Annotated in this window: 21 protein-coding genes and 3 tRNA genes; 19 read left to right on the forward strand and 5 right to left on the reverse strand. The window is 58.6% G+C overall.

The window, feature by feature from the left end:
• Window positions 1-6: 6 nt before the first annotated feature.
• On the reverse strand, window positions 7-888 hold the full coding sequence (gene hpnC, locus AC1DV6_RS11480) for a squalene synthase HpnC (RefSeq protein ID WP_477977601.1): 882 nt from the start codon (window positions 886-888) through the stop codon (window positions 7-9).
• 177 nt (window positions 889-1,065) lie between these two features.
• Between hpnC and AC1DV6_RS11485 the strand changes: the two genes are divergently transcribed.
• From AC1DV6_RS11485 to AC1DV6_RS11565, 17 genes are all read left to right on the forward strand, one after another.
• Window positions 1,066-2,229 carry an efflux RND transporter periplasmic adaptor subunit gene (locus AC1DV6_RS11485; RefSeq protein WP_477977602.1) on the forward strand — a complete coding sequence of 388 codons (1,164 nt, stop codon included), beginning with the start codon at window positions 1,066-1,068 and terminating at the stop codon, window positions 2,227-2,229.
• 7 nt (window positions 2,230-2,236) lie between these two features.
• Complete coding sequence (locus AC1DV6_RS11490) at window positions 2,237-5,368, forward strand: efflux RND transporter permease subunit (RefSeq protein ID WP_477977603.1); 3,132 nt, start codon at window positions 2,237-2,239, stop codon at window positions 5,366-5,368.
• Window positions 5,369-5,483: 115 nt separating this feature from the next.
• A tRNA-Leu gene (locus tag AC1DV6_RS11495) sits at window positions 5,484-5,570 on the forward strand.
• 18 nt (window positions 5,571-5,588) lie between these two features.
• Window positions 5,589-6,899 carry a trigger factor gene (gene tig, locus AC1DV6_RS11500; RefSeq protein ID WP_477977604.1) on the forward strand — a complete coding sequence of 437 codons (1,311 nt, stop codon included), beginning with the start codon at window positions 5,589-5,591 and terminating at the stop codon, window positions 6,897-6,899.
• Between the two features lie 124 nt (window positions 6,900-7,023).
• The gene (gene clpP, locus AC1DV6_RS11505) at window positions 7,024-7,653 is read left to right on the forward strand and encodes an ATP-dependent Clp endopeptidase proteolytic subunit ClpP (RefSeq protein WP_477977605.1); all 630 of its coding nucleotides are present in this window, start codon (window positions 7,024-7,026) and stop codon (window positions 7,651-7,653) included.
• Between the two features lie 112 nt (window positions 7,654-7,765).
• Entirely contained in the window at window positions 7,766-9,031 is a 1,266-nt protein-coding gene (gene clpX / locus AC1DV6_RS11510; protein WP_477977606.1) for an ATP-dependent Clp protease ATP-binding subunit ClpX, read from the forward strand.
• A gap of 143 nt (window positions 9,032-9,174) precedes the next feature.
• On the forward strand, window positions 9,175-11,616 hold the full coding sequence (gene lon, locus AC1DV6_RS11515) for an endopeptidase La (RefSeq protein WP_477977607.1): 2,442 nt from the start codon (window positions 9,175-9,177) through the stop codon (window positions 11,614-11,616).
• 72 nt (window positions 11,617-11,688) lie between these two features.
• Window positions 11,689-11,764: transfer RNA gene (locus AC1DV6_RS11520), tRNA-Gly, on the forward strand.
• Window positions 11,765-11,832: 68 nt separating this feature from the next.
• A tRNA-Cys gene (locus tag AC1DV6_RS11525) sits at window positions 11,833-11,906 on the forward strand.
• A gap of 167 nt (window positions 11,907-12,073) precedes the next feature.
• The gene (locus AC1DV6_RS11530; RefSeq protein ID WP_477977608.1) at window positions 12,074-13,111 is read left to right on the forward strand and encodes a sulfate ABC transporter substrate-binding protein; all 1,038 of its coding nucleotides are present in this window, start codon (window positions 12,074-12,076) and stop codon (window positions 13,109-13,111) included.
• A 66-nt stretch (window positions 13,112-13,177) separates the two neighbouring features.
• On the forward strand, window positions 13,178-13,768 hold the full coding sequence (ssuE, locus tag AC1DV6_RS11535; RefSeq protein WP_477977609.1) for an NADPH-dependent FMN reductase: 591 nt from the start codon (window positions 13,178-13,180) through the stop codon (window positions 13,766-13,768).
• A gap of 112 nt (window positions 13,769-13,880) precedes the next feature.
• Window positions 13,881-14,852, forward strand: a complete 972-nt coding sequence (locus AC1DV6_RS11540) for a sulfonate ABC transporter substrate-binding protein (RefSeq protein ID WP_477977610.1) — start codon at window positions 13,881-13,883, stop codon at window positions 14,850-14,852.
• A 15-nt stretch (window positions 14,853-14,867) separates the two neighbouring features.
• Entirely contained in the window at window positions 14,868-15,899 is a 1,032-nt protein-coding gene (locus AC1DV6_RS11545; protein WP_477977611.1) for a sulfonate ABC transporter substrate-binding protein, read from the forward strand.
• A 26-nt stretch (window positions 15,900-15,925) separates the two neighbouring features.
• Complete coding sequence (ssuD, locus tag AC1DV6_RS11550) at window positions 15,926-17,089, forward strand: FMNH2-dependent alkanesulfonate monooxygenase (protein ID WP_477977612.1); 1,164 nt, start codon at window positions 15,926-15,928, stop codon at window positions 17,087-17,089.
• Between the two features lie 31 nt (window positions 17,090-17,120).
• Complete coding sequence (gene ssuC / locus AC1DV6_RS11555; protein WP_477977613.1) at window positions 17,121-18,014, forward strand: aliphatic sulfonate ABC transporter permease SsuC; 894 nt, start codon at window positions 17,121-17,123, stop codon at window positions 18,012-18,014.
• 55 nt (window positions 18,015-18,069) lie between these two features.
• Window positions 18,070-18,882, forward strand: a complete 813-nt coding sequence (locus AC1DV6_RS11560) for an ATP-binding cassette domain-containing protein (protein WP_477977688.1) — start codon at window positions 18,070-18,072, stop codon at window positions 18,880-18,882.
• Between the two features lie 29 nt (window positions 18,883-18,911).
• A complete protein-coding gene (locus AC1DV6_RS11565) occupies window positions 18,912-19,127 on the forward strand; it encodes a TOBE domain-containing protein (protein ID WP_209393323.1) in 216 nt (71 codons plus the stop codon).
• A 167-nt stretch (window positions 19,128-19,294) separates the two neighbouring features.
• Here the strand turns inward: AC1DV6_RS11565 and AC1DV6_RS11570 are convergent, their stop codons facing one another.
• From AC1DV6_RS11570 to AC1DV6_RS11585, 4 genes are all read right to left on the reverse strand, one after another.
• Window positions 19,295-19,879 (reverse strand): outer membrane protein, encoded by a 585-nt coding sequence (locus tag AC1DV6_RS11570; protein WP_477977614.1) that lies wholly within the window; start codon window positions 19,877-19,879, stop codon window positions 19,295-19,297.
• 126 nt (window positions 19,880-20,005) lie between these two features.
• The gene (locus AC1DV6_RS11575; RefSeq protein WP_477977615.1) at window positions 20,006-20,224 is read right to left on the reverse strand and encodes a DUF2835 family protein; all 219 of its coding nucleotides are present in this window, start codon (window positions 20,222-20,224) and stop codon (window positions 20,006-20,008) included.
• An 8-nt stretch (window positions 20,225-20,232) separates the two neighbouring features.
• On the reverse strand, window positions 20,233-21,042 hold the full coding sequence (locus AC1DV6_RS11580; RefSeq protein ID WP_477977616.1) for an NYN domain-containing protein: 810 nt from the start codon (window positions 21,040-21,042) through the stop codon (window positions 20,233-20,235).
• Between the two features lie 164 nt (window positions 21,043-21,206).
• Entirely contained in the window at window positions 21,207-22,091 is an 885-nt protein-coding gene (locus AC1DV6_RS11585) for an MBL fold metallo-hydrolase (protein WP_477977617.1), read from the reverse strand.
• 112 nt (window positions 22,092-22,203) lie between these two features.
• On the opposite strand from AC1DV6_RS11585, the gene AC1DV6_RS11590 reads away from it, so the two are divergent.
• Window positions 22,204-22,539 (forward strand): ArsR/SmtB family transcription factor, encoded by a 336-nt coding sequence (locus AC1DV6_RS11590; RefSeq protein ID WP_477977618.1) that lies wholly within the window; start codon window positions 22,204-22,206, stop codon window positions 22,537-22,539.
• Between the two features lie 15 nt (window positions 22,540-22,554).
• The gene (locus AC1DV6_RS11595; protein WP_477977619.1) at window positions 22,555-22,986 is read left to right on the forward strand and encodes a YeeE/YedE family protein; all 432 of its coding nucleotides are present in this window, start codon (window positions 22,555-22,557) and stop codon (window positions 22,984-22,986) included.
• Window positions 22,987-23,000: the final 14 nt, after the last annotated feature.

Raw genomic sequence — 23,000 nt, forward strand, 5'->3', positions numbered from 1 at the left:
TTTCGGCTACATCCACAAAGCCCGCCACCCCATCACCAAAACATCCCACCAATGCAACTTAGGCCGCGCCCGCAAAGTAGCAAAGTTCATGGCCTCAATCTTGTCCAGGATACGCAGCCCGCCTTGAACCACCAACCGCAATTCCCATCCCGCACGCCCCGGTAACCGATGCACCAACGGAGCACCTTTTAGCATCGCAGAGCGCGCAGAATGTGCGTAGGCAGCTATCAATTTTGTAGCGGACGGGGTTTGGCTCCGGGCCAGAATGTCGGACTGGGGCACGCCAAACTTTGCACGGTCAGCGTCCGTCACGTAGTAGCGGCCATTGGGAATATCGCGGCTCAGGTCTTGCCAGAAGTTGATCAACTGCAGGGCGGTGCAGATCGCGTCGCTCTCTATTAGCGCCTCTGCGTCGGTGATGCCATAGAGGTGTAATAACAGCCGTCCGACCGGGTTGGCGGAGCGGCGGCAATAGTCCAGCAACTGGGTCTCATTGGCATAGGTCGCGCCATCGCGGGTCATTTCCACATCTTGGACAAAGGCGTCCAGTAAGTCCCGCAACAGCTGCTGCGGCAACTGGTGGGACGCGATGGCATGGCGCAGCGGGCCGAAGACCCGTGGCCAGCCGGAAGCTGACTCGACAGTGTCATCGTTGGCGGCGTACAGTGCATCCAACGCTTGCCGGTAGGCGTGCAGTTGCGCCAGTCGGTCTTCAGCAGACAGGTCGCCTTCGTCGGCAATATCGTCCGCCGTGCGGGCAAAGTGGTAGATCGCGGTGATGGGCGCGCGCAGCCGGGGCGGGCACAGCCAGGAGGCGACGGGGAAGTTTTCGTAATGGGTGATGGGTGCCGCAGCGTTGACGGATGCGATGGAGGGGGATTGCTGCATGGCCGGATTTTGCCTTGCGATAAGGGAGAAACAGCATTCGGTGGATGCCATGTTGCCGCCAAGGACATGCCCTGTCAGTTGACAGCGATCCGTATTTACCCTAAATTACTAACCCATCGGTCATTAAAGTGTTTGTTTAGGCATTTGCCGCAGTCTTCAACCCTCTCTGGACGCACCATGCATCGCAGTCTCACCCCCCCAAGCTCCTTATTGAGCGTCACGCTCCTCGCTGCCACCCTGGTGCTCGCCGCCTGCTCCAAACCCGCTCCCCCTGAAGAGCCGATCCGTGCCGTGCGCGTGGTCACGGTGGGGGCGGACCATATTCAGTCCAACGCCGAATACGCGGGCGAGGTGCGTGCCCGGGTTGAATCCAGGCTGGGCTTCCGGGTGGCGGGCAAGATGATTCGCCGCCAGGCCGAGCTGGGACAGCGCGTGAAAGCCGGCGATGTGCTGGCGCAGCTGGATCCGCAGGATTACAAGTTGTCAGCCGAAGCTGCCAAAGCGGGTTTGGGCGCCGCGTTGACCAACCGCGATCTGGCCGCCGCCGACTACAAACGCTACAAAGACTTGTTTGAGAAGAATTTCATCAGCGGTGCCGAACTGGAGCGCCGCGATGCGGCGCTGAAGTCGGCCCAGGCCCAACTCGACCAGGCCCAGGCCCAATCTTCCGGCCAAGGCAACCAGGCTGCGTACACCACGCTGGTGGCGGACGTGTCCGGTGTTGTGACCTCGGTGGATGCCGAGCCGGGCCAGGTGGTGGCCGCCGGTACGCCGGTCGTGCGTATTGCGCAGGACGGCCCGCGTGATGTGGTGTTTTCGGTGCCTGAAGACAAGATTGTGCTGATCAAGGCGGGCTCTGCCGTAGAGGTGAAGGCCTGGGGCTCGACCACTCCATTGAAGGGCGTAGTGCGCGAAGTCGCTGCCAGTACAGACCCGGTGACCCGCACATTCGCGGTCAAGGTGTCGATGGAGGCCAAGGATGCTTTGGCGCTGGGAACCACCGTGACTGTGAACCCCAAGGGATTGGATCGCAGCGCGATGCAAGTCATCAAGCTGCCGACCAGCGCGTTTTTCCAGGACGGCGGCAAGGCCGCGGTCTGGGTGCTTGATACCGCCGCGATGACGGTGCGTTCGCAGCCGGTGCAGATTGCGACTGCGGACGGCAATGACGTCGTCGTGGTGGCGGGCCTAACGCCCGGCATGCAGGTCGTGTCCGCCGGTGTGCACGTGTTGTCGCCGGGTCAGAAGGTCACGCTTTATAAGGAGAATGTGCCTGCAGCGCCCGCAGGACAGGCGCAAGCGGCTATGAATTCTGTAGCACCCGCTTCGGCACCTAAGTGAGCGCACCATGACACAACAACAACCCAAAGAGGGCTTCAACCTGTCCAAGTGGGCGCTGGACCACCGGCCGCTCACGGTGTATTTGATGATTGTGCTGATGCTGCTGGGCGTCGCCGCCTACTTCCAGCTCGGTCAGGATGAGGACCCGCCATTCACGTTCCGCGCAATGGTCGTGCGAACCTACTGGCCTGGCGCCACGGCGCAGCAGGTGGCCGAACAAGTTACTGACAAGCTGGAAAAAACGCTGCAGGAAGTACCGTACTCGGACAAGATCCGCAGCTACTCCAAGCCTGGCGAGTCGCAGATCATTTTGGAAATCAAGGACTCCAGCCCGGCCGCTGAAGTGCCCAACGTCTGGTACCAGGTGCGCAAGAAGGTCAACGACATGCGCTACACCTTGCCGCAGGGCGTGCAAGGGCCGTTCTTCAATGATGAGTTTGGCGACGTCTATGGCGTGATCTACGCGCTGGAGGCTGATGGATTCTCCTATGCCGAACTGAAGGAATTCGCCGACGACGTGCGCCAGCAGTTGCTGCGTGTCAAGGACGTGTCCAAGGTCGAACTGTTTGGTGCGCAGGACGAAAAACTGTTTATCGAAATCTCGCAGCGCCGCCTGTCGCAGCTGGGTCTGGACATGACCCAGGTGCTGGGCCAACTGGCGCAGCAAAACGCAGTGGAAAGCGCCGGCACGGTGCAGGCTCCGCTGGACGTACTACAAGTGCGCGTCGCCGGCCAGTTCAAGCGCGTGGATGAATTGCGCAACATGCCAATCCGCGGCAGTTCCGGCAACCAGCTCAAGCTGGGGGACATTGCTGATATCAAACAGGCCTATATCGATCCGCCTTCCATCAAGGTGCGCCACCAGGGCAAGGAAGTGATTGCCGTCGGCGTATCGATGGCCAAGGGTGGCGACATCATCCGCTTGGGCAAATCGCTGAAAGTGGCGTTTGCCAATATCGAGAAGAAGTTGCCTGTCGGTATCAAGATCAGCCAGGTGCAAGACCAGCCCAAGTCTGTGTCCAGTTCGGTGGGTGAGTTTGTCCGTACGCTGATCGAAGCGGTGCTGATCGTGTTGGCCGTGAGCTTTATCGCGCTGGGCCTGCACAAGCGCGAAGGCCAACATCCGTTGTGGAAGCGCTATTACGTCGATATCCGCCCCGGCCTGGTCGTGGGCATCACGATTCCGCTGGTACTAGCGGTCACCTTTTTGGCGATGAATTACTTTGGCATTGGCCTGCACAAGATATCGCTGGGCTCGCTGATCATCGCGCTGGGTCTGCTGGTGGACGACGCGATCATTGCGGTCGAAATGATGGTGCGAAAGATGGAAGAGGGCTACGACAAGGTCCGTGCTGCCACCTTTGCCTATGAAGTCACGGCCATGCCCATGTTGACGGGCACGCTGATTACCGCTGCTGGCTTCCTGCCTATCGGTATTGCTAAATCCATGACCGGCGAATACACCTTTGCGATCTTCGCGGTGACGGTGATCGCGCTGGTGCTGAGCTGGATTGTTTCTGTGTACTTTGTGCCGTACCTCGGTACGTTGTTGCTCAAGGTCAAGCCGCATGCAGCCGGTGACGGTCCGCACGAGCATTTCGATACACCGTTTTACAAGGCCTTTCGCCGTACTTTGAATTGGTGCATTGAACACCGCTGGCTGACGATTGGCGCGACTATCCTGATTTTTGCGCTAGGCATTGTTGGCATGGGCAAGGTGCAACAGCAGTTCTTCCCGGACTCCAGTCGCCCTGAAATCATGGTGGACATCTGGTTCCCGGAAGGCACGTCCTTCAAGGCCAATGAAGAAGTCACCAAGCGGGTCGAAGCGCGCTTCCTGCAAGAAGAGGGTGTCGCCACGGTCAGTACTTGGGTCGGTTCCGGCGTGCCACGTTTTTATTTGCCGCTGGATCAGGTGTTCCCGCAGTCCAACGTGTCGCAGTTCATTCTGGTGTCCAAAGACCTGAAGGTACGCGAGACCTTGCGTGTACGCCTGCCAGCCATGTTGGCGCAGGAGTTCCCGGAAGTGCGCGGCCGTGTCAAGCTGTTGCCTAATGGACCACCGGTTCCGTTCCCGGTGCAGTTCCGCGTCGTCGGCCCTGATCCGGTTGCTTTGCGCGGCTATGCTGATCAGGTCAAGGCCGCAATGCGCGCCAGCCCGAATGCGCGGGGCGTCAACGACAACTGGAATGAATCGATCAAGGTGCTGCGTCTGGAGGTTGACCAAGCTAAAGCGCGCGCGCTCGGTGTGACCAGCCAATCCATCGCGCAAGCGTCTCGCACGATGCTGAGCGGCACCACCGTCGGCCAGTACCAGGAAGGCGACAAGCTGATTGACATCGTGCTGCGCCAACCGCTGGATGAGCGCAATGCGATCACCGACATCGGCAATGCCTATTTGCCTACTGCCTCGGGCAAATCGATTCCGCTGACGCAGATTGCCAAACCCGTCTTCACTTGGGAGCCGGGCGTGATGTGGCGCGAGAACCGCGATTACGCGATCACGGTGCAGTGCGACATCGTCGAAGGCCTGCAGGGCGCGACCGTGACCAAGGAGCTGCAGCCCGCGCTGGCGGACATCAGTGCCAAGTGGCCAGCGGGCTATCGCATCGAAGTCGCCGGTGCTGTGGAAAAGAGCGCCCAGGGCTCGGATTCCATCGTGGCGGGCGTGCCCATCATGCTGTTCATCACCTTCACGCTGTTGATGTTGCAACTGCATAGCTTCAGCCGCTCGGTGCTGGTCTTCCTGACGGGCCCCTTGGGGATTGCCGGCGTTGCTGGCGCTTTGCTGCTGTTCAACCGTCCATTTGGTTTCGTCGCGCTACTGGGCGTGATCGCCCTGATGGGAATGATTCAGCGCAATTCCGTGATCTTGATTGATCAGATTGAGCAGGACAGGGCGGCAGGCGTTCCAGCTTGGGAGGCCATTGTCGAATCTGCAGTACGCCGTTTGCGCCCCATTGTGCTGACAGCAGCCGCTGCGGTGTTGGCGATGATTCCGCTGTCGCGCTCGGTGTTCTGGGGCCCCATGGCTGTGGCCATCATGGGCGGGCTGGTCGTTGCCACTGTGCTGACGCTGTTGGCGCTGCCCGCGATGTACGCCGCATGGTTCCGCGTGAAGCGCGAAACACCGGCTTAAAAAAGGGGGCGCCTCCGCAGCAGGTTAAAATACGCGGTTGACCGATTTCATATGGGGTGGTCAGGGTGCTGCAGGCAGGGTCTGCAGTCGCTTTGGACCCCCCCATTTTGTTTTTGCGCGGGTGGCGAAATTGGTAGACGCACCAGGTTTAGGTCCTGACGCCAGCAATGGTGTGGGGGTTCGAGTCCCCCCCCGCGCACCACGTATATAGGAGATTGTTATGGCCATTAATGTTGTAAATCTGGACAAGCTTGAGCGCAAGATGACTTTGTCGCTGCCTGTGGACCCTATCCGTGCCGAGATCGATGCACGCCTGCGCAAGCTGGCCCGCACCGTCAAGATGGACGGTTTCCGTCCCGGCAAAGTACCGATGAACGTGGTCGCCCAGCGCTACGGTTACTCGGTGCACCAGGAAGTCATGAATGACAAGGTCGGTGAGGCTTTCGCCATCGCCGCCAACGAAGCCAAGCTGCGCGTGGCCGGCTCGCCTCGCATTACCGAGCGCGATGCTGCACCCGAAGGCCAGATGTCCTTCGACGCTGTATTTGAAGTGTTCCCGGAAGTCGTCATTGGCGATCTGGCAACTGCCGAAGTCGAAAAACTGACCGCCGACGTAACGGACGCAGCGATCGACAAGACGGTTGAGATCCTGCGCAAACAGCGCCGTACGTTCGCCCTGCGCCCGCATGACGCGCCAGCGCAAGACACCGACCGCGTGACGGTGGACTTCGAAGGCAAGATCGACGGCGAAGTGTTCGCTGGCGGCAAGGCCGAAGACTTCCAGTTCATCATTGGCGATGGCCAGATGCTGAAAGAATTTGAAGACGCAACCCGCGGCATGAAGCACGGCGAAAGCAAGACTTTCCCGCTGGCATTCCCTGCGGATTACCATGGCCAGGACGTCGCCGGCAAGACGGCGGACTTCATGGTCACGCTGAAGAAGGTCGAAGCCGCCAACCTGCCTGAAGTCGATGGCGCTCTGGCCAAGATTCTGGGTATTGCCGACGGCACAGTGGAAGCCCTGCGCGCTGACATCCGCAAAAACCTGGAGCGCGAAGTGAAGTACCGCTTGCTGGCCCGCAACAAGCAAGCCGTGATGGACGCGCTCTTGAGCAAGGCAGAGCTGGATTTGCCCAAGTCCAGCGTGCAAGCCGAAATGGACCGTATGGTCCAAGCGGCCCGTGCGGATCTGAAGCAGCGCGGTATCAAGGACGCTGACAAGGCGCCGATTCCTGATGACATCTTCCGCCCCCAAGCCGAGCGTCGCGTGCGCTTGGGTCTGGTCGTGTCCGAGCTGGTGCGCGCCAACACGCTGCACGCCAAGCCCGAGCAGATCAAGGTCCACGTGGACGAACTGGCTTCCAGCTACGAAAAGCCTGCTGACGTGGTGCGCTGGTATTACGGCGACAACCGCCGCATGGCCGAAGTAGAAGCCATCGTCATCGAAAACAACGTGACCGACTTTGTGCTGTCCAAGGCCAAGATTTCCGAGAAGGCCGTGGCCTTCGACGACCTGATGGCACAAAACTGATCCGCAAGATCCGTTTGACCTGAAAAATGGGGCCGATGCGGGACTTGCAGTCCCGTGTTTGGGCCCCATTTGCTTTTTGGCTTTGAAATTTCGTTACAGTCAGAAGACTTTATTTGGAGATGCTATGAACGTGAAGTACGGCGCGGCCCACACGATGGAACCGCAAGGCCTGGGCATGGTCCCGATGGTGATTGAACAGTCCGGCCGGGGCGAGCGCTCCTACGACATTTATTCACGTTTGCTTAAAGAACGCGTGATTTTCCTGGTCGGCCCGGTCAATGACCAGACCGCCAACCTGGTGGTCGCCCAGATGCTGTTCCTGGAAAGCGAAAACCCGGACAAAGACATTTCCTTCTACATCAACTCGCCCGGTGGTTCTGTCAGCGCTGGCATGTCGATTTTCGACACGATGAACTTCATCAAGCCTGCCGTGTCCACGCTGTGTATCGGCATGGCGGCCAGCATGGGCGCTTTTCTGTTGGCAGCGGGTGAAAAGGGCAAGCGTTTTTCGCTGCCCAACTCGAAGATCATGATTCACCAGCCGTCCGGTGGCAGCCAGGGCCAGGCGACAGAGATCGAAATTGCAGCACGTGAAATCCTCAAAACCCGTGAGCAATTGAACAAGATACTGGCAGAGCGCACCGGGCAGTCGCTGGAACGTATCGCGAAAGATACAGAACGCGACTATTACATGACGGCCGAAGAAACCAAGGAATACGGCCTGATTGACCAGGTTATCACCAAGCGCCCCTGAGGGCATTGACGAAACCGTCAAATTAGACGGTCCGGGCGGTGCCTTTCTGCTGGAAGGGCACCGTTTTTTATTGGTTATCATTGTGCAACTACAGCGTTAAGGCAATCTCCCCATGGCCGAGAAAAAAGGCACTTCCAGCGAAAAAACCTTGTACTGCTCTTTCTGCGGCAAGAGCCAGCACGAGGTCAAGAAACTCATCGCTGGGCCTTCGGTGTTCGTCTGCGACGAATGCATTGACCTGTGCAACGAAATCATCCGTGACGAACTGCCCGCCACCACAGTGGCAAAAGACGGCCGTGGCGACCTACCAACCCCCGCAGAAATCAAAGCCAATCTGGACAACTATGTGATTGGGCAAGAACCTGCCAAGCGCACGCTGGCGGTCGCGGTCTACAACCACTACAAACGCCTGCGCCACAAGGAAAAGGCCAAGAAAGACGAAGTCGAGCTGGCCAAGAGCAATATTCTGCTGATTGGCCCCACCGGCTCCGGCAAGACGCTGCTGGCGCAAACGCTGGCGCGCATGCTCGATGTTCCGTTCGTGATGGCGGATGCCACCACGCTGACGGAAGCGGGTTATGTGGGTGAAGACGTTGAGAATATCGTCTTGAAGCTGCTGCAAAGCTGCAACTACGAAGTCGAACGCGCCCAACGCGGCATCGTCTATATCGACGAAATCGACAAGATTTCCCGCAAATCGGATAACCCCTCTATCACCCGCGATGTGTCGGGCGAGGGCGTGCAGCAGGCTTTGCTCAAATTGATCGAAGGCACGATGGCCAGCGTTCCACCGCAAGGCGGCCGCAAGCACCCGAATCAGGATTTCGTGCAGATCGACACGACCAACATTTTGTTTATCTGTGGCGGCGCGTTCTCCGGTCTGGAAAAGGTCATTGAGAACCGTACGGAGTCATCCGGTATTGGCTTTGGCGCAGCGGTCAAGAGCAAGCAACAGCGCGCGTTGACCGAAGTGTTCAAGGAAGTTGAGCCGGAAGATCTGATCAAGTTCGGTTTGATTCCCGAGCTGGTTGGTCGTATGCCGGTGGTTGCGACCCTGGCCGAGCTGACCGAAGACGCCCTGGTACAGATCCTGACCGAGCCCAAGAACGCCTTGGTCAAGCAATACGCCAAGCTGTTGCAAATGGAAGGCGCGGAGCTGGAAATTCGTCCTAACGCGCTCAAGGCTATTGCCAGGCGCGCGCTGGCACGCAAGACCGGTGCACGCGGACTGCGTTCCATTCTGGAGCAATCGCTGATCGACACCATGTACGAGTTGCCCAATGTGGCGAACGTAGAGAAGGTGGTGGTGGACGAATCCACCATCGAAGAAAACAAGCCTCCGCTGCTCGTGTACCGCGAAGCAGCGAAGAAGGCCTGAGACCGGGCCGCGCAAATGCCTGATATGCAAGGTTTTTGCGCTGGTTTCCCGGGAATGTCGCCAAGACTCCGCATTGACAATGGCAGTGCGCTTGAAAATCCGGTTTCCCGGACCATATTCAACAGGTAATACAAAGGTTCCCCATGTCTGGCCACACACCCCTGCCTGCTACCCCCCTTGATCTGCCCCTGTTGCCTTTGCGCGATGTGGTGGTGTTCCCACATATGGTGATTCCGCTGTTTGTCGGTCGCCCCAAGAGCATCAAGGCGCTGGAAGCCGCGATGGAAGCCGAGCGCCGCATCATGCTGGTCGCACAAAAAGCTGCCGCCAAGGACGATCCGCTGGTGTCCGATATGTTTGATGTCGGCTGCGTATCCACCATCCTGCAAATGCTGAAATTGCCCGATGGCACCGTCAAGGTGTTGGTCGAAGGCCATCAGCGCGCGTCGGTCAACAAGATCGAAGAAGGCGAAGCTTTCTTCACTGCCAACGTCACGCCGATTGAGATCGCGGACGCTGAAGTTGAGAAGGCACGCACTAAGGGCAGCGAGATCGAAGCGCTGCGCCGCGCCGTGATGCAGCAGTTTGACCAGTACGTCAAACTCAACAAGAAGATTCCACCGGAAATCCTGACCTCGATTTCCAGCATCGATGACCCTGGCCGTCTGGCTGACACCATCGCTGCGCATTTGCCGCTGAAGCTTGATGCCAAGCAGGCGGTGCTGAGCCTGTCGGGCGTGAAAGATCGTCTGGAAAACCTGTTCGAACAGATCGAACGCGAAGTGGACATCCTCAACGTCGACAAGAAGATCCGTGGCCGCGTGAAGCGCCAGATGGAAAAGAACCAGCGCGACTTCTACCTGAACGAACAGGTCAAGGCCATCCAGAAAGAACTCGGCGAAGGTGAAGAGGGCGCGGACATTGAAGAGATCGAGAAAAAGATCAAGTCCGCCAAGATGCCGAAAGAGGCTTTGAAGAAGGCCGAAGGCGAGCTGAAGAAACTCAAGCTGATGTCTCCGATGTCTGCCGAAGCGACTGTCGTGCGCAACTACATCGACGTGCTGACAGGTTTGCCTTGGGCGACCAAGACCAAGATCAAACACGACCTGGCGAATGCCGAGGCGGTGCTGAACGAAGACCATTACGGCCTGGATAAGGTTAAGGACCGCATCCTGGAATATCTCGCAGTGCAACAGCGCGTGGACAAGGTGAAGGCGCCTATCCTTTGCTTGGTAGGCCCTCCTGGCGTGGGCAAGACGTCTCTGGGCCAATCGATTGCCAAAGCGACCGGGCGCAAGTACGTGCGCATGGCATTGGGCGGTATGCGCGATGAAGCCGAGATCCGCGGCCACCGCCGTACCTACATCGGTGCGATGCCAGGCAAGGTACTGCAAAGCTTGTCCAAGGTCGGCACACGCAACCCGCTGTTCCTGCTGGACGAGATCGACAAGCTGGGCACCGACTTCCGCGGCGACCCGAGCAGCGCGCTCTTGGAGGTGCTGGATCCCGAGCAGAACCACAAGTTTGGTGACCACTACGTTGAGGTCGATTACGACCTGAGCGATGTGATGTTTGTGGCGACGTCCAACTCGATGAACATTCCGCCAGCGCTGCTGGACCGGATGGAAGTGATTCGTTTGTCGGGTTACACCGAAGACGAAAAGACGAACATTGCGATCACCTATCTGCTGCCCAAGCAGATGAAGAACAACGGCGTCAAAGACACCGAAATGGCGATGTCGGAAGACGCTGTGCGCGACATAGTGCGTTACTACACGCGTGAAGCCGGTGTGCGTTCGCTGGAACGCGAGCTGTCCAAGATTTGCCGCAAAGTGGTCAAGGGCCTGTTGCTGAAGAAGATGACCGGCAAAGTGCTGGTAACCGTCGACAACCTGAACGACTTCCTTGGCGTGCGCAAGTACACCTATGGCCGTGCGGAGCAGCAGAACCAGGTCGGCCAAGTGGTCGGTCTGGCGTGGACCGAAGTGGGCGGCGATTTGCTAACCATTGAAGCCGCGTTGACACCTGGCAAAGGCGTGATCACGCGTACTGGTTCGCTGGGTGATGTGATGAAGGAATCGGTTGAAGCCGCACGTACCGTGGTGCGCAGCCGCTCACGCCGCCTGGGTATCAAGGATGAAGTGTTTGAGAAGAAGGACATCCACATCCACGTGCCAGATGGTGCGACACCCAAGGATGGTCCGAGCGCTGGAGCGGCGATGGCGACAGCCTTTGTGTCTGCATTGACCGGCATTCCAGTACGGGGTGATGTGGCCATGACGGGCGAAATCACATTGCGTGGCGAGATCACTGAAATCGGTGGCCTGAAAGAAAAGCTGCTGGCTGCATTGCGCGGTGGCATCAAGACTGTGCTGATTCCTGAAGCCAACGCGAAGGATCTGCAGGACATTCCCGAGAATGTGAAGAACGGTCTGGAGATTGTTCCGGTTCGCTGGATCGACAAGGTGCTGGAGTTCGCGCTGGAGTCACAACCTGTGCCATTGCCAGAGGAAGATGTCGCTGCTACGGCCGCAGTTGCTGCGGCCGTGCCTGCAGTGGTTTCGCCGGAGCCAGTGAAGCATTGAGAAAATTATGCGAACTTTTTTCGTGACTTTCAAAATCACAAAAAAAGTACGCTATAATTCGAGGCTTGAAACGCGGGAATAGCTCAGTTGGTAGAGCGATACCTTGCCAAGGTATAGGTCGAGAGTTCGAACCTCTTTTCCCGCTCCAAAATCCAAAAAGGGAAGCAAGTTGCTTCCCTTTTTCATTGGATGCGTTTCACAGCGGTAGTTCACATTGGCGCGATAGCAAAGCGGTTATGCCCCGGATTGCAAATCCGGTTAGTCCGGTTCGACTCCGGATCGCGCCTCCATCATTTCTCGCCCTATTGCTTCCGGTATATCCAGCGAACGCACAGTGCAGCATCTCTTGTTAGATGTTTTGGCTATATAAAACTGAAAATTCAATAGTTCCAGTTTTAACGCTCTCTCTCCAGAATCCAACCCATCGCAATGTTGCGTTGTCATTCTGGAGTTGAACATGGCATCTGGCCAATCCGTTAGCTTTTCCCCCCGTCGTACGGTTCTGCAAGCCGCATTTGGTGCCTTGATCGCCGTGGCAGCGCTGGGTGCATCCGCACAACAGGCCGTCAGTCTGCTTAACGTGTCCTACGACCCAACGCGCGAGTTGTACGTGGATTACAACGCAGCGTTTGTGAAGTACTGGAAGGCCAAGACCGGTCAGGACGTCTCCATCAAACAAAGCCATGGCGGTTCTGGCAAGCAAGCGCGCTCCATCATTGACGGACTGGATGCGGACGTGGCAACACTGGCGCTGGCGGGCGACACCAATGCGGTGGTGAAGAACGGTGGTTGGATCAATGCGGACTGGCAAAAACGTCTCCCGCACAATTCCACGCCCTATGCATCGACCATCGTGTTGGTGGTGCGTGAAGGCAACCCCAAGAAGATCAAAGATTGGGACGATCTGATCCGCGCCGACGTCAAGGTCATCACACCCAACCCCAAGACGTCTGGCGGTGCCCGCTGGAACTACCTTGCGGCTTGGGAATTTGCCAAGCGCAAATACGGCGGTGATGCCAAGGCGAAAGAATTCGTCGCCAAGCTGTACGCCAATGTGCCGATTCTGGACACCGGTGCCCGTGGCTCCACGATCACCTTTGCGCAGCGCGCGCAGGGTGACGTGCTGATCGCATGGGAAAACGAAGCCTTCCTGCTGGAAAAAGAATTCGGCGCCAAGTTCGATGTGATCGCGCCCCAGCTCTCCATCCTGGCGGAACCCGCTGTGGCCATCGTGGACAAGAACGTGGACAAGAAGGGCACCCGTGCTGTAGCCCAAGCCTATCTGGAGTACCTGTACTCCGAAGAAGGCCAGGACATCATCGGCAAGAACTTCTACCGCCCAGTGATTTCCGAGAAGGCCAAAGCGAAATACGCCAAACAGTTTGCAAAGCTCAACCTGTTCACTATTGACGAGGCCTTTGGCGGTTGGGAGAAGGCTGACAAGGAGCACTTTGCCGATGGCGGCAGCTTCGACCAGATTTACGTCAAGAAGTAAATTGGCCTCCAACGCCCATTAGACAAGCGTAAGCAGCTCCTGAATAAATAGCAACTGAGAACCACCATGTCTGTACTTCTGATTGCCGGCAGCCCCTCCGAGCGCTCGCGCACCGCGGGTTTGCTCGAGGCCGTGGGCCAGCGCCTGGAAACCCGGGGAGCCCTGGTGGACCGGTTGCGCGTGCGTGACTTGTCACCACAGGCGCTTCTGCTGGCAGACTTTGGTCATCCCTCGATCAGCCGAGCGATTGGCCAGGTGGCGCAGGCAGAAGTGATCGTTGTTGCCACGCCGGTTTACAAGGCGGCCTACAGCGGCGTGCTGAAGGTGTTTCTCGATGTGTTGCCGCAAGATGCGTTCAAGGGCAAGACCGTGTTGCCACTGGCAACCGGTGGCAGTGCCCACCACATGCTGGCGCTGGACTACTCGCTGCGCCCGGTGCTTCAAGCGCTGGGTGCGCGGCACATCCTTGCCGGCATCTACGCCACCGATGCGCAGGTCACGCTGTCGCCCGAGGGCAGCTACCAGGTGGACGGAAACATTGGAGCGCGTCTGGACGAAGCAGTAGACGGCATCGTCACCGAAACTTTGCAACCTGCGCTGGCCCATGCAGGACGCTTCGCGCCGGTGCAATTCTCGCAAGTGCGATGTAGCGTGTAACTGCACCCCGCCTGTGCCAAGCCGCGCGGGCTCTCTCTTTCTCTTTTTGATGTGGACTTCAGTCGTCCAGAGCCCCGCTTTGCCTTTTTGAACCATTGAGGAACTTTTAAACATGAATCGCTCTTCTTTTCAGACCACCCGACGTGCGCTTCTCGCGCCTCTGGCCGCGCTGTTTACCGCCGCTTTGATCGCCCCTATGGCGCAAGCGCAAACCACTGGCGAACTGCGCATTGGTTACCAAAAATCCGCCAGCCTGTTTGTTCTGCAAAAAGCCCAAGGCACGCTGGAGAAGCGCCTGGCGCCGCTGGGCTTTGGCGTGAAATGGGTGGAGTTTCCCGCGGGCCCGCAATTGCTGGAAGGCCTGAACGTGGGTGCGGTGGACGTGGGCTATGTCGGGGAAGCGCCGCCGATTTTTGCGCAGGCCGCCGGCGCCAAATTCCAGTACATCGGCTTTGATCCGGCCGCGCCGCAAGCAGAAGCCATCCTGATCCCCAAAGACTCGGGCATCAAAACCGTTGCCGATCTCAAGGGCAAAAAAGTCGCCTTGAACAAGGGCAGCAATTTGCACTACTTGCTGGTTCGCCTGTTGGAGAAAAATGGCCTGAAGCTCACGGACATTCAGGTGATCTATCTGCCACCTGCAGATGCCCGCGCCGCGTTTGAGAGCAAGAACGTGGATGCCTGGGTGATCTGGGATCCGTTCCAGGCTGCTGCCGAGAAAGCCACCGGTGCCAAGGTGCTGGCCGATGGCACTGGCGTGGTCAATAACTACCAGTTCTACCTGGGTGAGCGTGGCTTCGTCGCCAAGAACCCCAAGGTGCTGCAGGCCTGGTTCGAAGACTCCGTAGAGCGCGGCACCTGGCTCAAGAAAAACTTGCGCCAGGCTGCGGAGGTGATTGCGCCGTTGCAAGGCCTGCCGATTGACGTCGTGGAGCTGGCATTGCGCCGCTACGAATTTAATGTGAAGCCCATTACCGCTGAAGTGGCAGCTGGCCAGCAAAAGATTGCCGACACCTTCTTTGAATTAAAGCTGATCCCCAAGGCCATTTCCATCAATGAAGCCGTGGATCTCAAGACACGTTGAGCCTGGAGGCACACGATGACACAAGCATCCACTAAACATACCGATGAGCGCCGCAGCCTGCTGCGCGTCATGGCCATGACTGCCGGTGTCTGGGGTCTGTCCGGACCCATCACCAGCCATGCGCAAACCGCAGCAAATGCCTCTGCAAAGCAACCCGAGTTGCTGCGCCTGGGCTACCAGAAGTCTGCCGCGAATCTGGTGATCCTGAAGCAGCAGGGCGCGTTGGAAAAGCGCTTTCCGAATACCAAGGTGAGCTGGATCGAGTTTCCCGCAGGGCCGCAACTACTCGAAGCGCTGTCGGTCGGCAGCCTGGAGTTTGGATTTACTGGCGATGCGCCACCGGTGTTCGCACAGGCGGCTGACAAAGATCTGGTCTACGTAGGCGCCGAGCCGGCCAAACCGGACAGCTCTGCGGTTCTGGTGTTGCGCGATTCGCCATTGAAAACGCTGAAAGATCTGAAGGGCCAGAAAGTGGCTTTGCAGAAAGGCTCCAGCGCGCACTACCTGTTGATTCGCGCAGTGGAGAAGGCGGGTTTGCAATGGTCTGACATTCAGCCAATCTACCTGACGCCGGCCGACGCACGTGCCGCCTTTGAACGCAAGAGCGTGGACGCCTGGGCGATCTGGGATCCGTTCTTCGCAGCAACCGAGCTGGCGATACAGCCGCGCATTCTGGCAACCGGCCGCGGCTTGTCCAACAACAACTCTTTCTATTTGGCTTCGAAGCCCTTTGTCACGCAATACCCCGGCGCCATCGCCGTGCTGTTTGAAGAGCTGACGCGTGCGGACCGTTTTGTGCAGGAGAACCGCCCTGAGGCGATCAAGCTGATCGCCAACTTCAGCGGACTGGATGCGGGCATCGTCAGCCTGTTTCTCGGCCGCAGGCCACGTTCACCCGTAGGACCGCTGAGCACCACGGCGCTAGCCGACCAACAGGCCACGGCAGACGCGTTTCACCGGCTGGGCCTGATCCCCAAACCCATACGTATCGCCGACATCGTTTGGACAGCACCCAACACCCGCGTTGCACTGAACAGCCGCAGCTAAGACCTCACCTCATCTCTGGAGCTCCCGTGAAAATCTTCTGGTTTATTCCTACGCATGGCGACAGCCGCTACCTCGGCACCGTCGAAGGCGCGCGCACGCTGAACCACGACTACCTCAAACAAGTGGCACAGGCGGCAGACAGCCTGGGCTATGAAGGTGTGTTGTTGCCCACCGGGCGCTCCTGCGAAGACCCGTGGGTGATTGCATCCAGTTTGTTGTCTGTGACCACACGGCTGAAGTTTCTGGTCGCTGTGCGGCCCGGCCTGCATCAGCCCGCGCTGGCTGCGCGCATGGCTGCGAGCTTTGACCGCATGTCGGGTGGGCGCCTGTTGATCAACCTGGTGACCGGTGGCGACCAGACGGAGTTGGAAGGCGACGGCGTGTTTCTGGACCACGCGCAGCGTTACGAGCAATCGGCAGAGTTCATCCGCATCTGGCGCGAGATCATTACGCGCAGCCACGATGGACAAGCCTACGATTTCGAAGGCAAGCACTTGAGCGTCAAGGGCGGCAAGCTGCTGTATCCGTCGATCCAGAAGCCGCACCCACCGGTGTACTTCGGTGGCTCCAGCGCGGCAGCGCATGACCTGGCCGCCGAGCAGGTCGAGACCTATCTCACCTGGGGCGAGCCGCCCGCTTCCGTTGCGAAGAAAGTGGCTGATGTACGTGCGCGTGCCGCCAAGCATGGCCGCACCGTGAAGTTTGGCATTCGCCTGCACGTGATCGTGCGTGAGACGGACGAGAAAGCCTGGGCCGCGGCGGAAGACCTGATCAGCCGACTGAACGACGACACGGTGATTCGCGCACAAAGCGCGTTCGCCAAGATGGACTCTGAAGGCCAGCGCCGCATGGCGGCACTGCATGGCAACGGCAGCAAGCGGGACAGGGCATCGCTGGAGATCAGCCCCAACCTGTGGGCCGGTGTGGGCCTGGTGCGTGGTGGCGCAGGCACCGCGTTGGTGGGCGATCCGCAAACGGTAGCCGCACGTATTCAGGAATACGCGGACCTCGGGCTGGACACCTTTGTGCTGTCCGGTTATCCGCATCTGGAAGAAGCCTATCGCTTTGCCGAGTTGGTGTTTCCGCTGTTGCCATTGGCGACGCAGGAGAAGCTGTCGGGCGGCACGCCATTCGGGCCCTTTGGCGAAGTCGTAGCCAACACCTACGTGCCCAAAGCTTCGGCGAGTTAAAGCACACGTTGAAAGAAAGTGAAGGAAGCGCATGACTGACACAGCCCGCGATGGAACTACCCTGATCGTTTCCGATTCGCTGGAAACGCCGGGCTATGGCTTCCTGCCCATCTTTCCGCTGTTCACCGTATCGGGTGCGCAATTCAAAAGTTTCTTGCGCGCTGTGTGGCAACGCGTGTTGCCATGGCTGGTTCCGGCGGGTCTGTTGGCATTCTGGCAATTGGCATCCAGCTTCGGCTGGCTGTCCACCCGCGTGCTGCCAGCGCCGGTCGATGTAGCCACCGCGGGGTGGACATTGGCGGTGTCGGGTGAGTTGTGGACCCATGTGCGCGTTAGCGCGGGCAGGGCGCTGACCGGTCTGGCCGTGGGCGGTGGCCTAGGCCTCGCGCTGGGCCTGCTGACAGGCTCGGTGCGCTGGGCGGAGACGCTGCTGGACTCCACCATCCAGATGGTGCGCAACATCCCCGCGCTGGCGATGATTCCGCTGGTGATCCTGTGGTTTGGCATTGACGAATCGGCCAAGCTGTTTCTGATTGCGGTGTCGGTGTTCTTCCCGATTTACCTCAACACTTTCCACGGCATTCGCAATGTGGACCCGGGCCTGATCGAGATGGGTCGCACGTATGGCCTGTCGCGCTGGCAGTTGTACCGCCAGATCATTTTGCCCGGCGCGCTGTCCAGCATCCTGGTGGGTCTGCGCTTTTCGCTGGGCTTGATGTGGGTGATCCTGATCGTGGCAGAGACCATCTCTGCGCAAGCCGGCATTGGCTATCTGACGATGAACGCCCGCGAGTTTTTGCAGACCGACATTGTGTTGGTGGGCATCCTGCTCTACGCCGCATTGGGCAAGCTGGCCGACCTGTTTGCGCGTGGGCTGGAGCACTACTGGCTGCGCTGGCACCCTGGCTACCAGACGGTGCGCTAAAGGATCACTATGTTTTTGATAGCTGCTTACGCACGTTCTATGCGCTCTGGAGGCCATTTTGACTAATAAATCCACTTCTTCAACGCAGGGTGTTAGCCTGCTAGCGCGTGGTCTGACCAAGCGCTACGGTGCGCGCACCGTGTTGCACAACACGCAACTGCACATCGAGCCAGGCGAGTTCGTCGCCATCGTTGGCCGCAGTGGTTGCGGCAAGAGCACGCTGTTGCGGCTGGTAGCGGGGCTGGAAACCGCCACGGCGGGCGCGCTGCAAATCGACGGTCAGGCATTGAACGGACTGCGGGCTGACACCCGCATCATGTTTCAAGAGGCGCGCCTGCTGCCATGGAAACGTGTGGTCGACAACGTGGCGCTGGGCTTGAGCGAAAGCGCGCGTCCTGCTGCTGCCAAGGTGCTTGGCCAAGTGGGTTTGGGTGAGCGGCTCGATGAATGGCCTGCGCGCCTGTCGGGCGGCCAGCGCCAGCGCGTGGCCTTGGCGCGCGCGCTGGTGCACAACCCGCACTTGCTGCTGCTGGACGAGCCGCTGGGTGCGCTGGACGCACTCACGCGCATCGAGATGCACGGGCTGATTGAAGACCTGTGGCTGCACAAAGGCTTCACCGCACTGTTGGTAACCCACGATGTGCAGGAAGCGGTGGCGCTAGCCGATCGCGTGGTGCTGATTGAGGACGGCGTGATTGCGCTGGACGAACGCATAACGCTGCCGCGCCCGCGCGCGCGAGGTGATGCTGCTTTTGCCGTGTTGGAGAAACGTATTCTGGACCGCGTACTGCAGCGCCCTGGCACTGAAGAACCAGCCAACGACACCCACTGGCCCATAGCCGGTCAAGCCCTGCGCTGGGCCATCTAATTTTTTCAACGGACTTTCAAGGAGACCCCATGTCCATTCAAGCTATCAACGTACGCAACCAGTTCAAGGGCAAGGTCAAGGAGATCATCCGCGGTGACGTAGTCTCTGAGATCGATGTAGAGACACCGTGGGGCATCGTCACTTCGGTGATCACTACGCGTTCGGTCGATCAACTGGAGTTGAAGATTGGCAGCGATGTCGTGGCACTGGTCAAGTCGACAGAAGTGTCCATCGCCAAGCTGTAAGCGATACCGCGTAGCGCAGCATGAATTCCCTTAAGGGATACTCTGCTTTTGATAGCTGGCTACGCACATTCCACGAGGCCCGCAGTCATATTTGATGCACAAATTCAGGAGCCCCCACCGAAGCGGACTCAGGTGGGGGCGATTGGCTGACTTACACGGCAGCTACATCAAAACTTGTAGCCAATACCCAGTGAGAAGACATTTTCTTTCAGGCTTGATGTGGTGCCCGTTGTGAAGGTCACGTCCTTGAACTGGTTCAGGTCGTAACCGGCTTGCCAGTACATGTTTTTGTCCAGCATCTGGCGCACGCCAACGCCATAGCCAACGCCCTGCAGATCAGCGGAGCTGCTGCCATCGTTGGACGCTGCGGATCCGTAGATGGAGGACAGCTTGCCGTAGAGCTGGAAGTTGTTAGCGAGCGCGTAGGTGGGGATCACATCAATCGAATACCGATCCTTGATATTGGCTGATGTGCCATTGGCGTAGGTTCCGGCCTCGTGGTTGCTGGAGCTGTAGGAGCCGCCCAGTCCAATCGCGAAATTGGGCGCCAGTGCCCAGTCGTAACGGCCCTGCAGGCCCAGTGTCGTGGCCTTTCCTGTATCAGACGTTCCATCTGTCGCACTGGAAGACCCCGCAGAGAATTCGGCGTTGGCACCGATGCTGAAACCAGAGAGATCCGCTGGGCCCGCTGCATAAGCAGAAGAGACAGCAAAAGCACCCAGTGCGATAGTCGTCAGAAGCAATTTTTTCATGGAGAAGATCCGAGTTAAGGGACCTCCATGGTCACAACAGCGCGTAAAGCTGTGCTTTCGGTGCGGCAAAAGCGCGGTAAAAAAGAGCGTCTGCGCTGTAAGCAGATGTGAAGAGCGGCGTGCGCGTTATCTGCGTTGTAGCTGAGCCCTAGTGCCGCCGTCGCCGCAGGTCAGTACAAAGTTGCCACGGATACCGCCACCGGTCACAAAGGGTGTCAGCAGCGTTGCGGGGAACTGCACCCTGCGCCCATCCGTACACCGGACCAGGATATTGCGCACTTCGCCGCGGTAGTAGGGGAGGTATTCGAGGGAAGAGATATCGATGGCAAATTCGAAGCGCTGCATAGACTGGATCAGGCCACATCACTTTTGGCTGTCGCGGCAGGCGTTGCATCCTTGGGCTTGAGGCTGACCCAATGGCCGCCATCCAGCTTGTTCAGTGCAAGACTGGTGTAGGTCTGCACCATATCAAGCAACCCTGAGTGGCCGTAGGTCTTGGGCGAAAAGGCAGGATCAGTCCGCTTGAGGTACTGCCCCAGCTCTCCCAGTCCAACGCGCCCTTCTGGCGTGTCACCTGCCAGTAGCGCAACAGCTTCGGTGACGAACTTGGGCCTGCGTTTACTTGCGGCCTTGGCAGCCTCTGCTTTGGTTGCTTCCTGGGTAACGATGTCCGCCTTGGGGGCTGGCTTGTCATTGGCTTCCAGGGTCGATTCGGACAAATTGGGTTTGACCCATTCAAAGAACTGGTCACTGGCGTTGCGCAACGCATCTGGGGTTTTGGACTCGCCGACAATGTGAACCGTTGCGCCACGTTCCCGCAACTTGCGACACAGGTAGGCGAAGTCCGAATCACTGGTGACCAAGCAATAGGTATCAGCCCGTTGATCAAACAGCGCCTCTATCGCATCAAGCGCCAAAGCAATGTCAGATGTGTTCTTACCGGGAGCGTACTGGTACTGCAGGCAAGGTGTGAACGCAAGACGCACCAGGGCCTCCTGCCATTTGTTGGCCAACGTGCTGTGATTGCCATACCCCCGACGCAGCACTACCCGGCCAAACTGGGCCACCACGCGCAGGGCATATTCAAGGATTTCTGGTGTTGTGTTGTCGCAATCCACCAAAACCGCTACGCGGGATTCAGCCTGTGGAAGTTGATTTTTCATGTCTCCCCCGTTGATTGAACCAATCATAGAGCAGGGGCACTTCCCAGTCACCCCAGGTGACCGACAGTGCCACGTCATGGAATGAGCTGTTTGGTGTCAGTGCGTAGATGCTCCTGATTTAATAGCTGCTTGCGCACATTCCACGGGCGCTAGAGGCCAATTTCTTATAGAACGTTGAGTGGGATCTTCAAATACGTTTTGCCGTTAGCTTCGGGCGGCGGCATCTCGCCCGCGCGGATATTGATCTGCACCGAAGGCAGGATCAGGGTGGGCATGGCGAGGCCCGCATCGCGCTTGCTGCGCATGGCGACGAAGGCTTCTTCTGTCACGCCGTCGCGGATGTGGATGTTGCTGGCGCGCTGGTCGGCCACGCTGCTTTCCCACGCCGGTTCACGCGCATCGGGCGGGTAGTCGTGGCACATGTAGAGGCGGGTGTGGGCTGGCAGGTCCAGCAGCTTGCGCACGCTGGTGTACAGCGTGTGCGCGTTGCCTCCTGGGAAGTCGCAGCGCGCGGTGCCGACGTCGGGCATGAACAGCGTGTCACCCACAAACACAGCATCGCCGACCTGGTAAGCCATGCAGGCGGGAGTATGGCCGGGCACGGACAGTGCCTGCGCAGTCAGGTCGCCGATAGCAAACGTCTCGTCTGGCTGGAATAGGTGATCAAACTGGCTGCCGTCGGGGTGGAACGCGGGCTCCAAATTGAAGATGCCCTTGAACACGTTCTGCACATCGGTGATGGCCGCGCCAATCGCAATCTTGCCACCCAGATGTTTGCGCAAATAGTGCGCCGCGGACAGATGGTCGGCATGTGCGTGGGTTTCCAGGATCCACTGCACGGTCAGCACCTTCTCTTTGATAAAAACCATCAGTACGTCGGCTGACGTCGTGCTGGTGCGGCCAGACTTGGGGTCGTAGTCCAGCACCGAGTCCACGATGGCGCAGTGGCCTCCGCCGTGGTCATACACAACATAGCTCACGGTCCAGGTGGCGGAGTCGAAGAAGGCTTTGATCTGGGTAACGGACGAGGTATCGGGGGCGGCTGTCATGGAAAACTCCTTGTAAAGGTCGCTATTTCAATTTCATTTATAATAGTTTATTGACGGATATATTGTTTGTCAATAAACTATTGGAATTGCAACCGAACTGGAGTCCCGTTCCATGCCTGCCGCCAACTTGCCTATGCCCTCTCTCGACCCGTCCTTGCTTCGCAAGTCTGCAGACGCCGCTTGCAGATTGATGAAGACACTGTCAAACCCCGACCGTTTATTGCTTTTGTGCGAGTTGAGCCAGGGCGAGAAAAACGTCGGAGAGCTCGAAGTGCTAGTGGGCATCGCCCAACCGACGCTGTCGCAGCAACTCGGTGTGCTGCGGGACGAAGGGTTGGTCAGCACCCGGCGCGAGGGCAAGAACATTTACTACTGCATTGACAGTAGCCAGGCCATGGCCGTCATGCAAGTTCTGTATGCGCAGTTCTGCGGCAAACAAAAACGGTAGAGCAGGAGCACAACGATGAACATTGACTGGAACAACTTCACGCCCTGGGCGTCTCTTTCGGGTGGCATTCTGCTGGGCCTGGCCTCGGCCATTTTCATTTTGGTGAACGGCCGCATCCTGGGCATCAGCGGCATTGTGGGAGGCCTGTTGCGCCCCAAGGCGGGTGACATCGGCTGGCGCGTTGCGTTCGTGCTGGGTATGTTGGCTGCACCTGTTCTTTATGTGTTGGTGGCTGGCCCTGTGACAGCCACGGTTGACGCGGGCTGGGGCACTGTGGTGCTGGCAGGTCTGTTGGTGGGTGTTGGTACGCGTTATGGCTCGGGATGTACCAGTGGCCACGGCGTGTGCGGTCTGTCGCGCCTATCGCCACGTTCGTTGGCGGCAACGCTGGCCTTCATGGCCGCAGGTTTTGCCATTGTTTTCCTGGTTCGTCACGTTCTCGCTTGAACGCTGGCAGAAAA

The sequence above is a fragment of the Rhodoferax sp. P2_H8_2 genome, from assembly GCF_056403235.1.

Excerpts from the sequence above, each read along its gene's own strand:
- hpnC (WP_477977601.1), bottom strand. The coding sequence starts at position 888 with ATGCAGCAATCCCCCTCCATCGCATCCGTCAACGCTGCGGCACCCATC.
- AC1DV6_RS11545 (WP_477977611.1), top strand. The coding sequence starts at position 14,868 with ATGACACAAGCATCCACTAAACATACCGATGAGCGCCGCAGCCTGCTG.
- AC1DV6_RS11570 (WP_477977614.1), bottom strand. The coding sequence starts at position 19,879 with ATGAAAAAATTGCTTCTGACGACTATCGCACTGGGTGCTTTTGCTGTC.
- AC1DV6_RS11485 (WP_477977602.1), top strand. The coding sequence starts at position 1,066 with ATGCATCGCAGTCTCACCCCCCCAAGCTCCTTATTGAGCGTCACGCTC.
- AC1DV6_RS11585 (WP_477977617.1), bottom strand. The coding sequence starts at position 22,091 with ATGACAGCCGCCCCCGATACCTCGTCCGTTACCCAGATCAAAGCCTTC.
- ssuC (WP_477977613.1), top strand. The coding sequence starts at position 17,121 with ATGACTGACACAGCCCGCGATGGAACTACCCTGATCGTTTCCGATTCG.
- lon (WP_477977607.1), top strand. The coding sequence starts at position 9,175 with ATGTCTGGCCACACACCCCTGCCTGCTACCCCCCTTGATCTGCCCCTG.
- AC1DV6_RS11530 (WP_477977608.1), top strand. The coding sequence starts at position 12,074 with ATGGCATCTGGCCAATCCGTTAGCTTTTCCCCCCGTCGTACGGTTCTG.
- clpX (WP_477977606.1), top strand. The coding sequence starts at position 7,766 with ATGGCCGAGAAAAAAGGCACTTCCAGCGAAAAAACCTTGTACTGCTCT.
- AC1DV6_RS11575 (WP_477977615.1), bottom strand. The coding sequence starts at position 20,224 with ATGCAGCGCTTCGAATTTGCCATCGATATCTCTTCCCTCGAATACCTC.
- AC1DV6_RS11490 (WP_477977603.1), top strand. The coding sequence starts at position 2,237 with ATGACACAACAACAACCCAAAGAGGGCTTCAACCTGTCCAAGTGGGCG.
- AC1DV6_RS11580 (WP_477977616.1), bottom strand. The coding sequence starts at position 21,042 with ATGAAAAATCAACTTCCACAGGCTGAATCCCGCGTAGCGGTTTTGGTG.
- clpP (WP_477977605.1), top strand. The coding sequence starts at position 7,024 with ATGAACGTGAAGTACGGCGCGGCCCACACGATGGAACCGCAAGGCCTG.
- ssuE (WP_477977609.1), top strand. The coding sequence starts at position 13,178 with ATGTCTGTACTTCTGATTGCCGGCAGCCCCTCCGAGCGCTCGCGCACC.
- tig (WP_477977604.1), top strand. The coding sequence starts at position 5,589 with ATGGCCATTAATGTTGTAAATCTGGACAAGCTTGAGCGCAAGATGACT.
- AC1DV6_RS11565 (WP_209393323.1), top strand. The coding sequence starts at position 18,912 with ATGTCCATTCAAGCTATCAACGTACGCAACCAGTTCAAGGGCAAGGTC.
- AC1DV6_RS11590 (WP_477977618.1), top strand. The coding sequence starts at position 22,204 with ATGCCTGCCGCCAACTTGCCTATGCCCTCTCTCGACCCGTCCTTGCTT.
- AC1DV6_RS11540 (WP_477977610.1), top strand. The coding sequence starts at position 13,881 with ATGAATCGCTCTTCTTTTCAGACCACCCGACGTGCGCTTCTCGCGCCT.
- AC1DV6_RS11595 (WP_477977619.1), top strand. The coding sequence starts at position 22,555 with ATGAACATTGACTGGAACAACTTCACGCCCTGGGCGTCTCTTTCGGGT.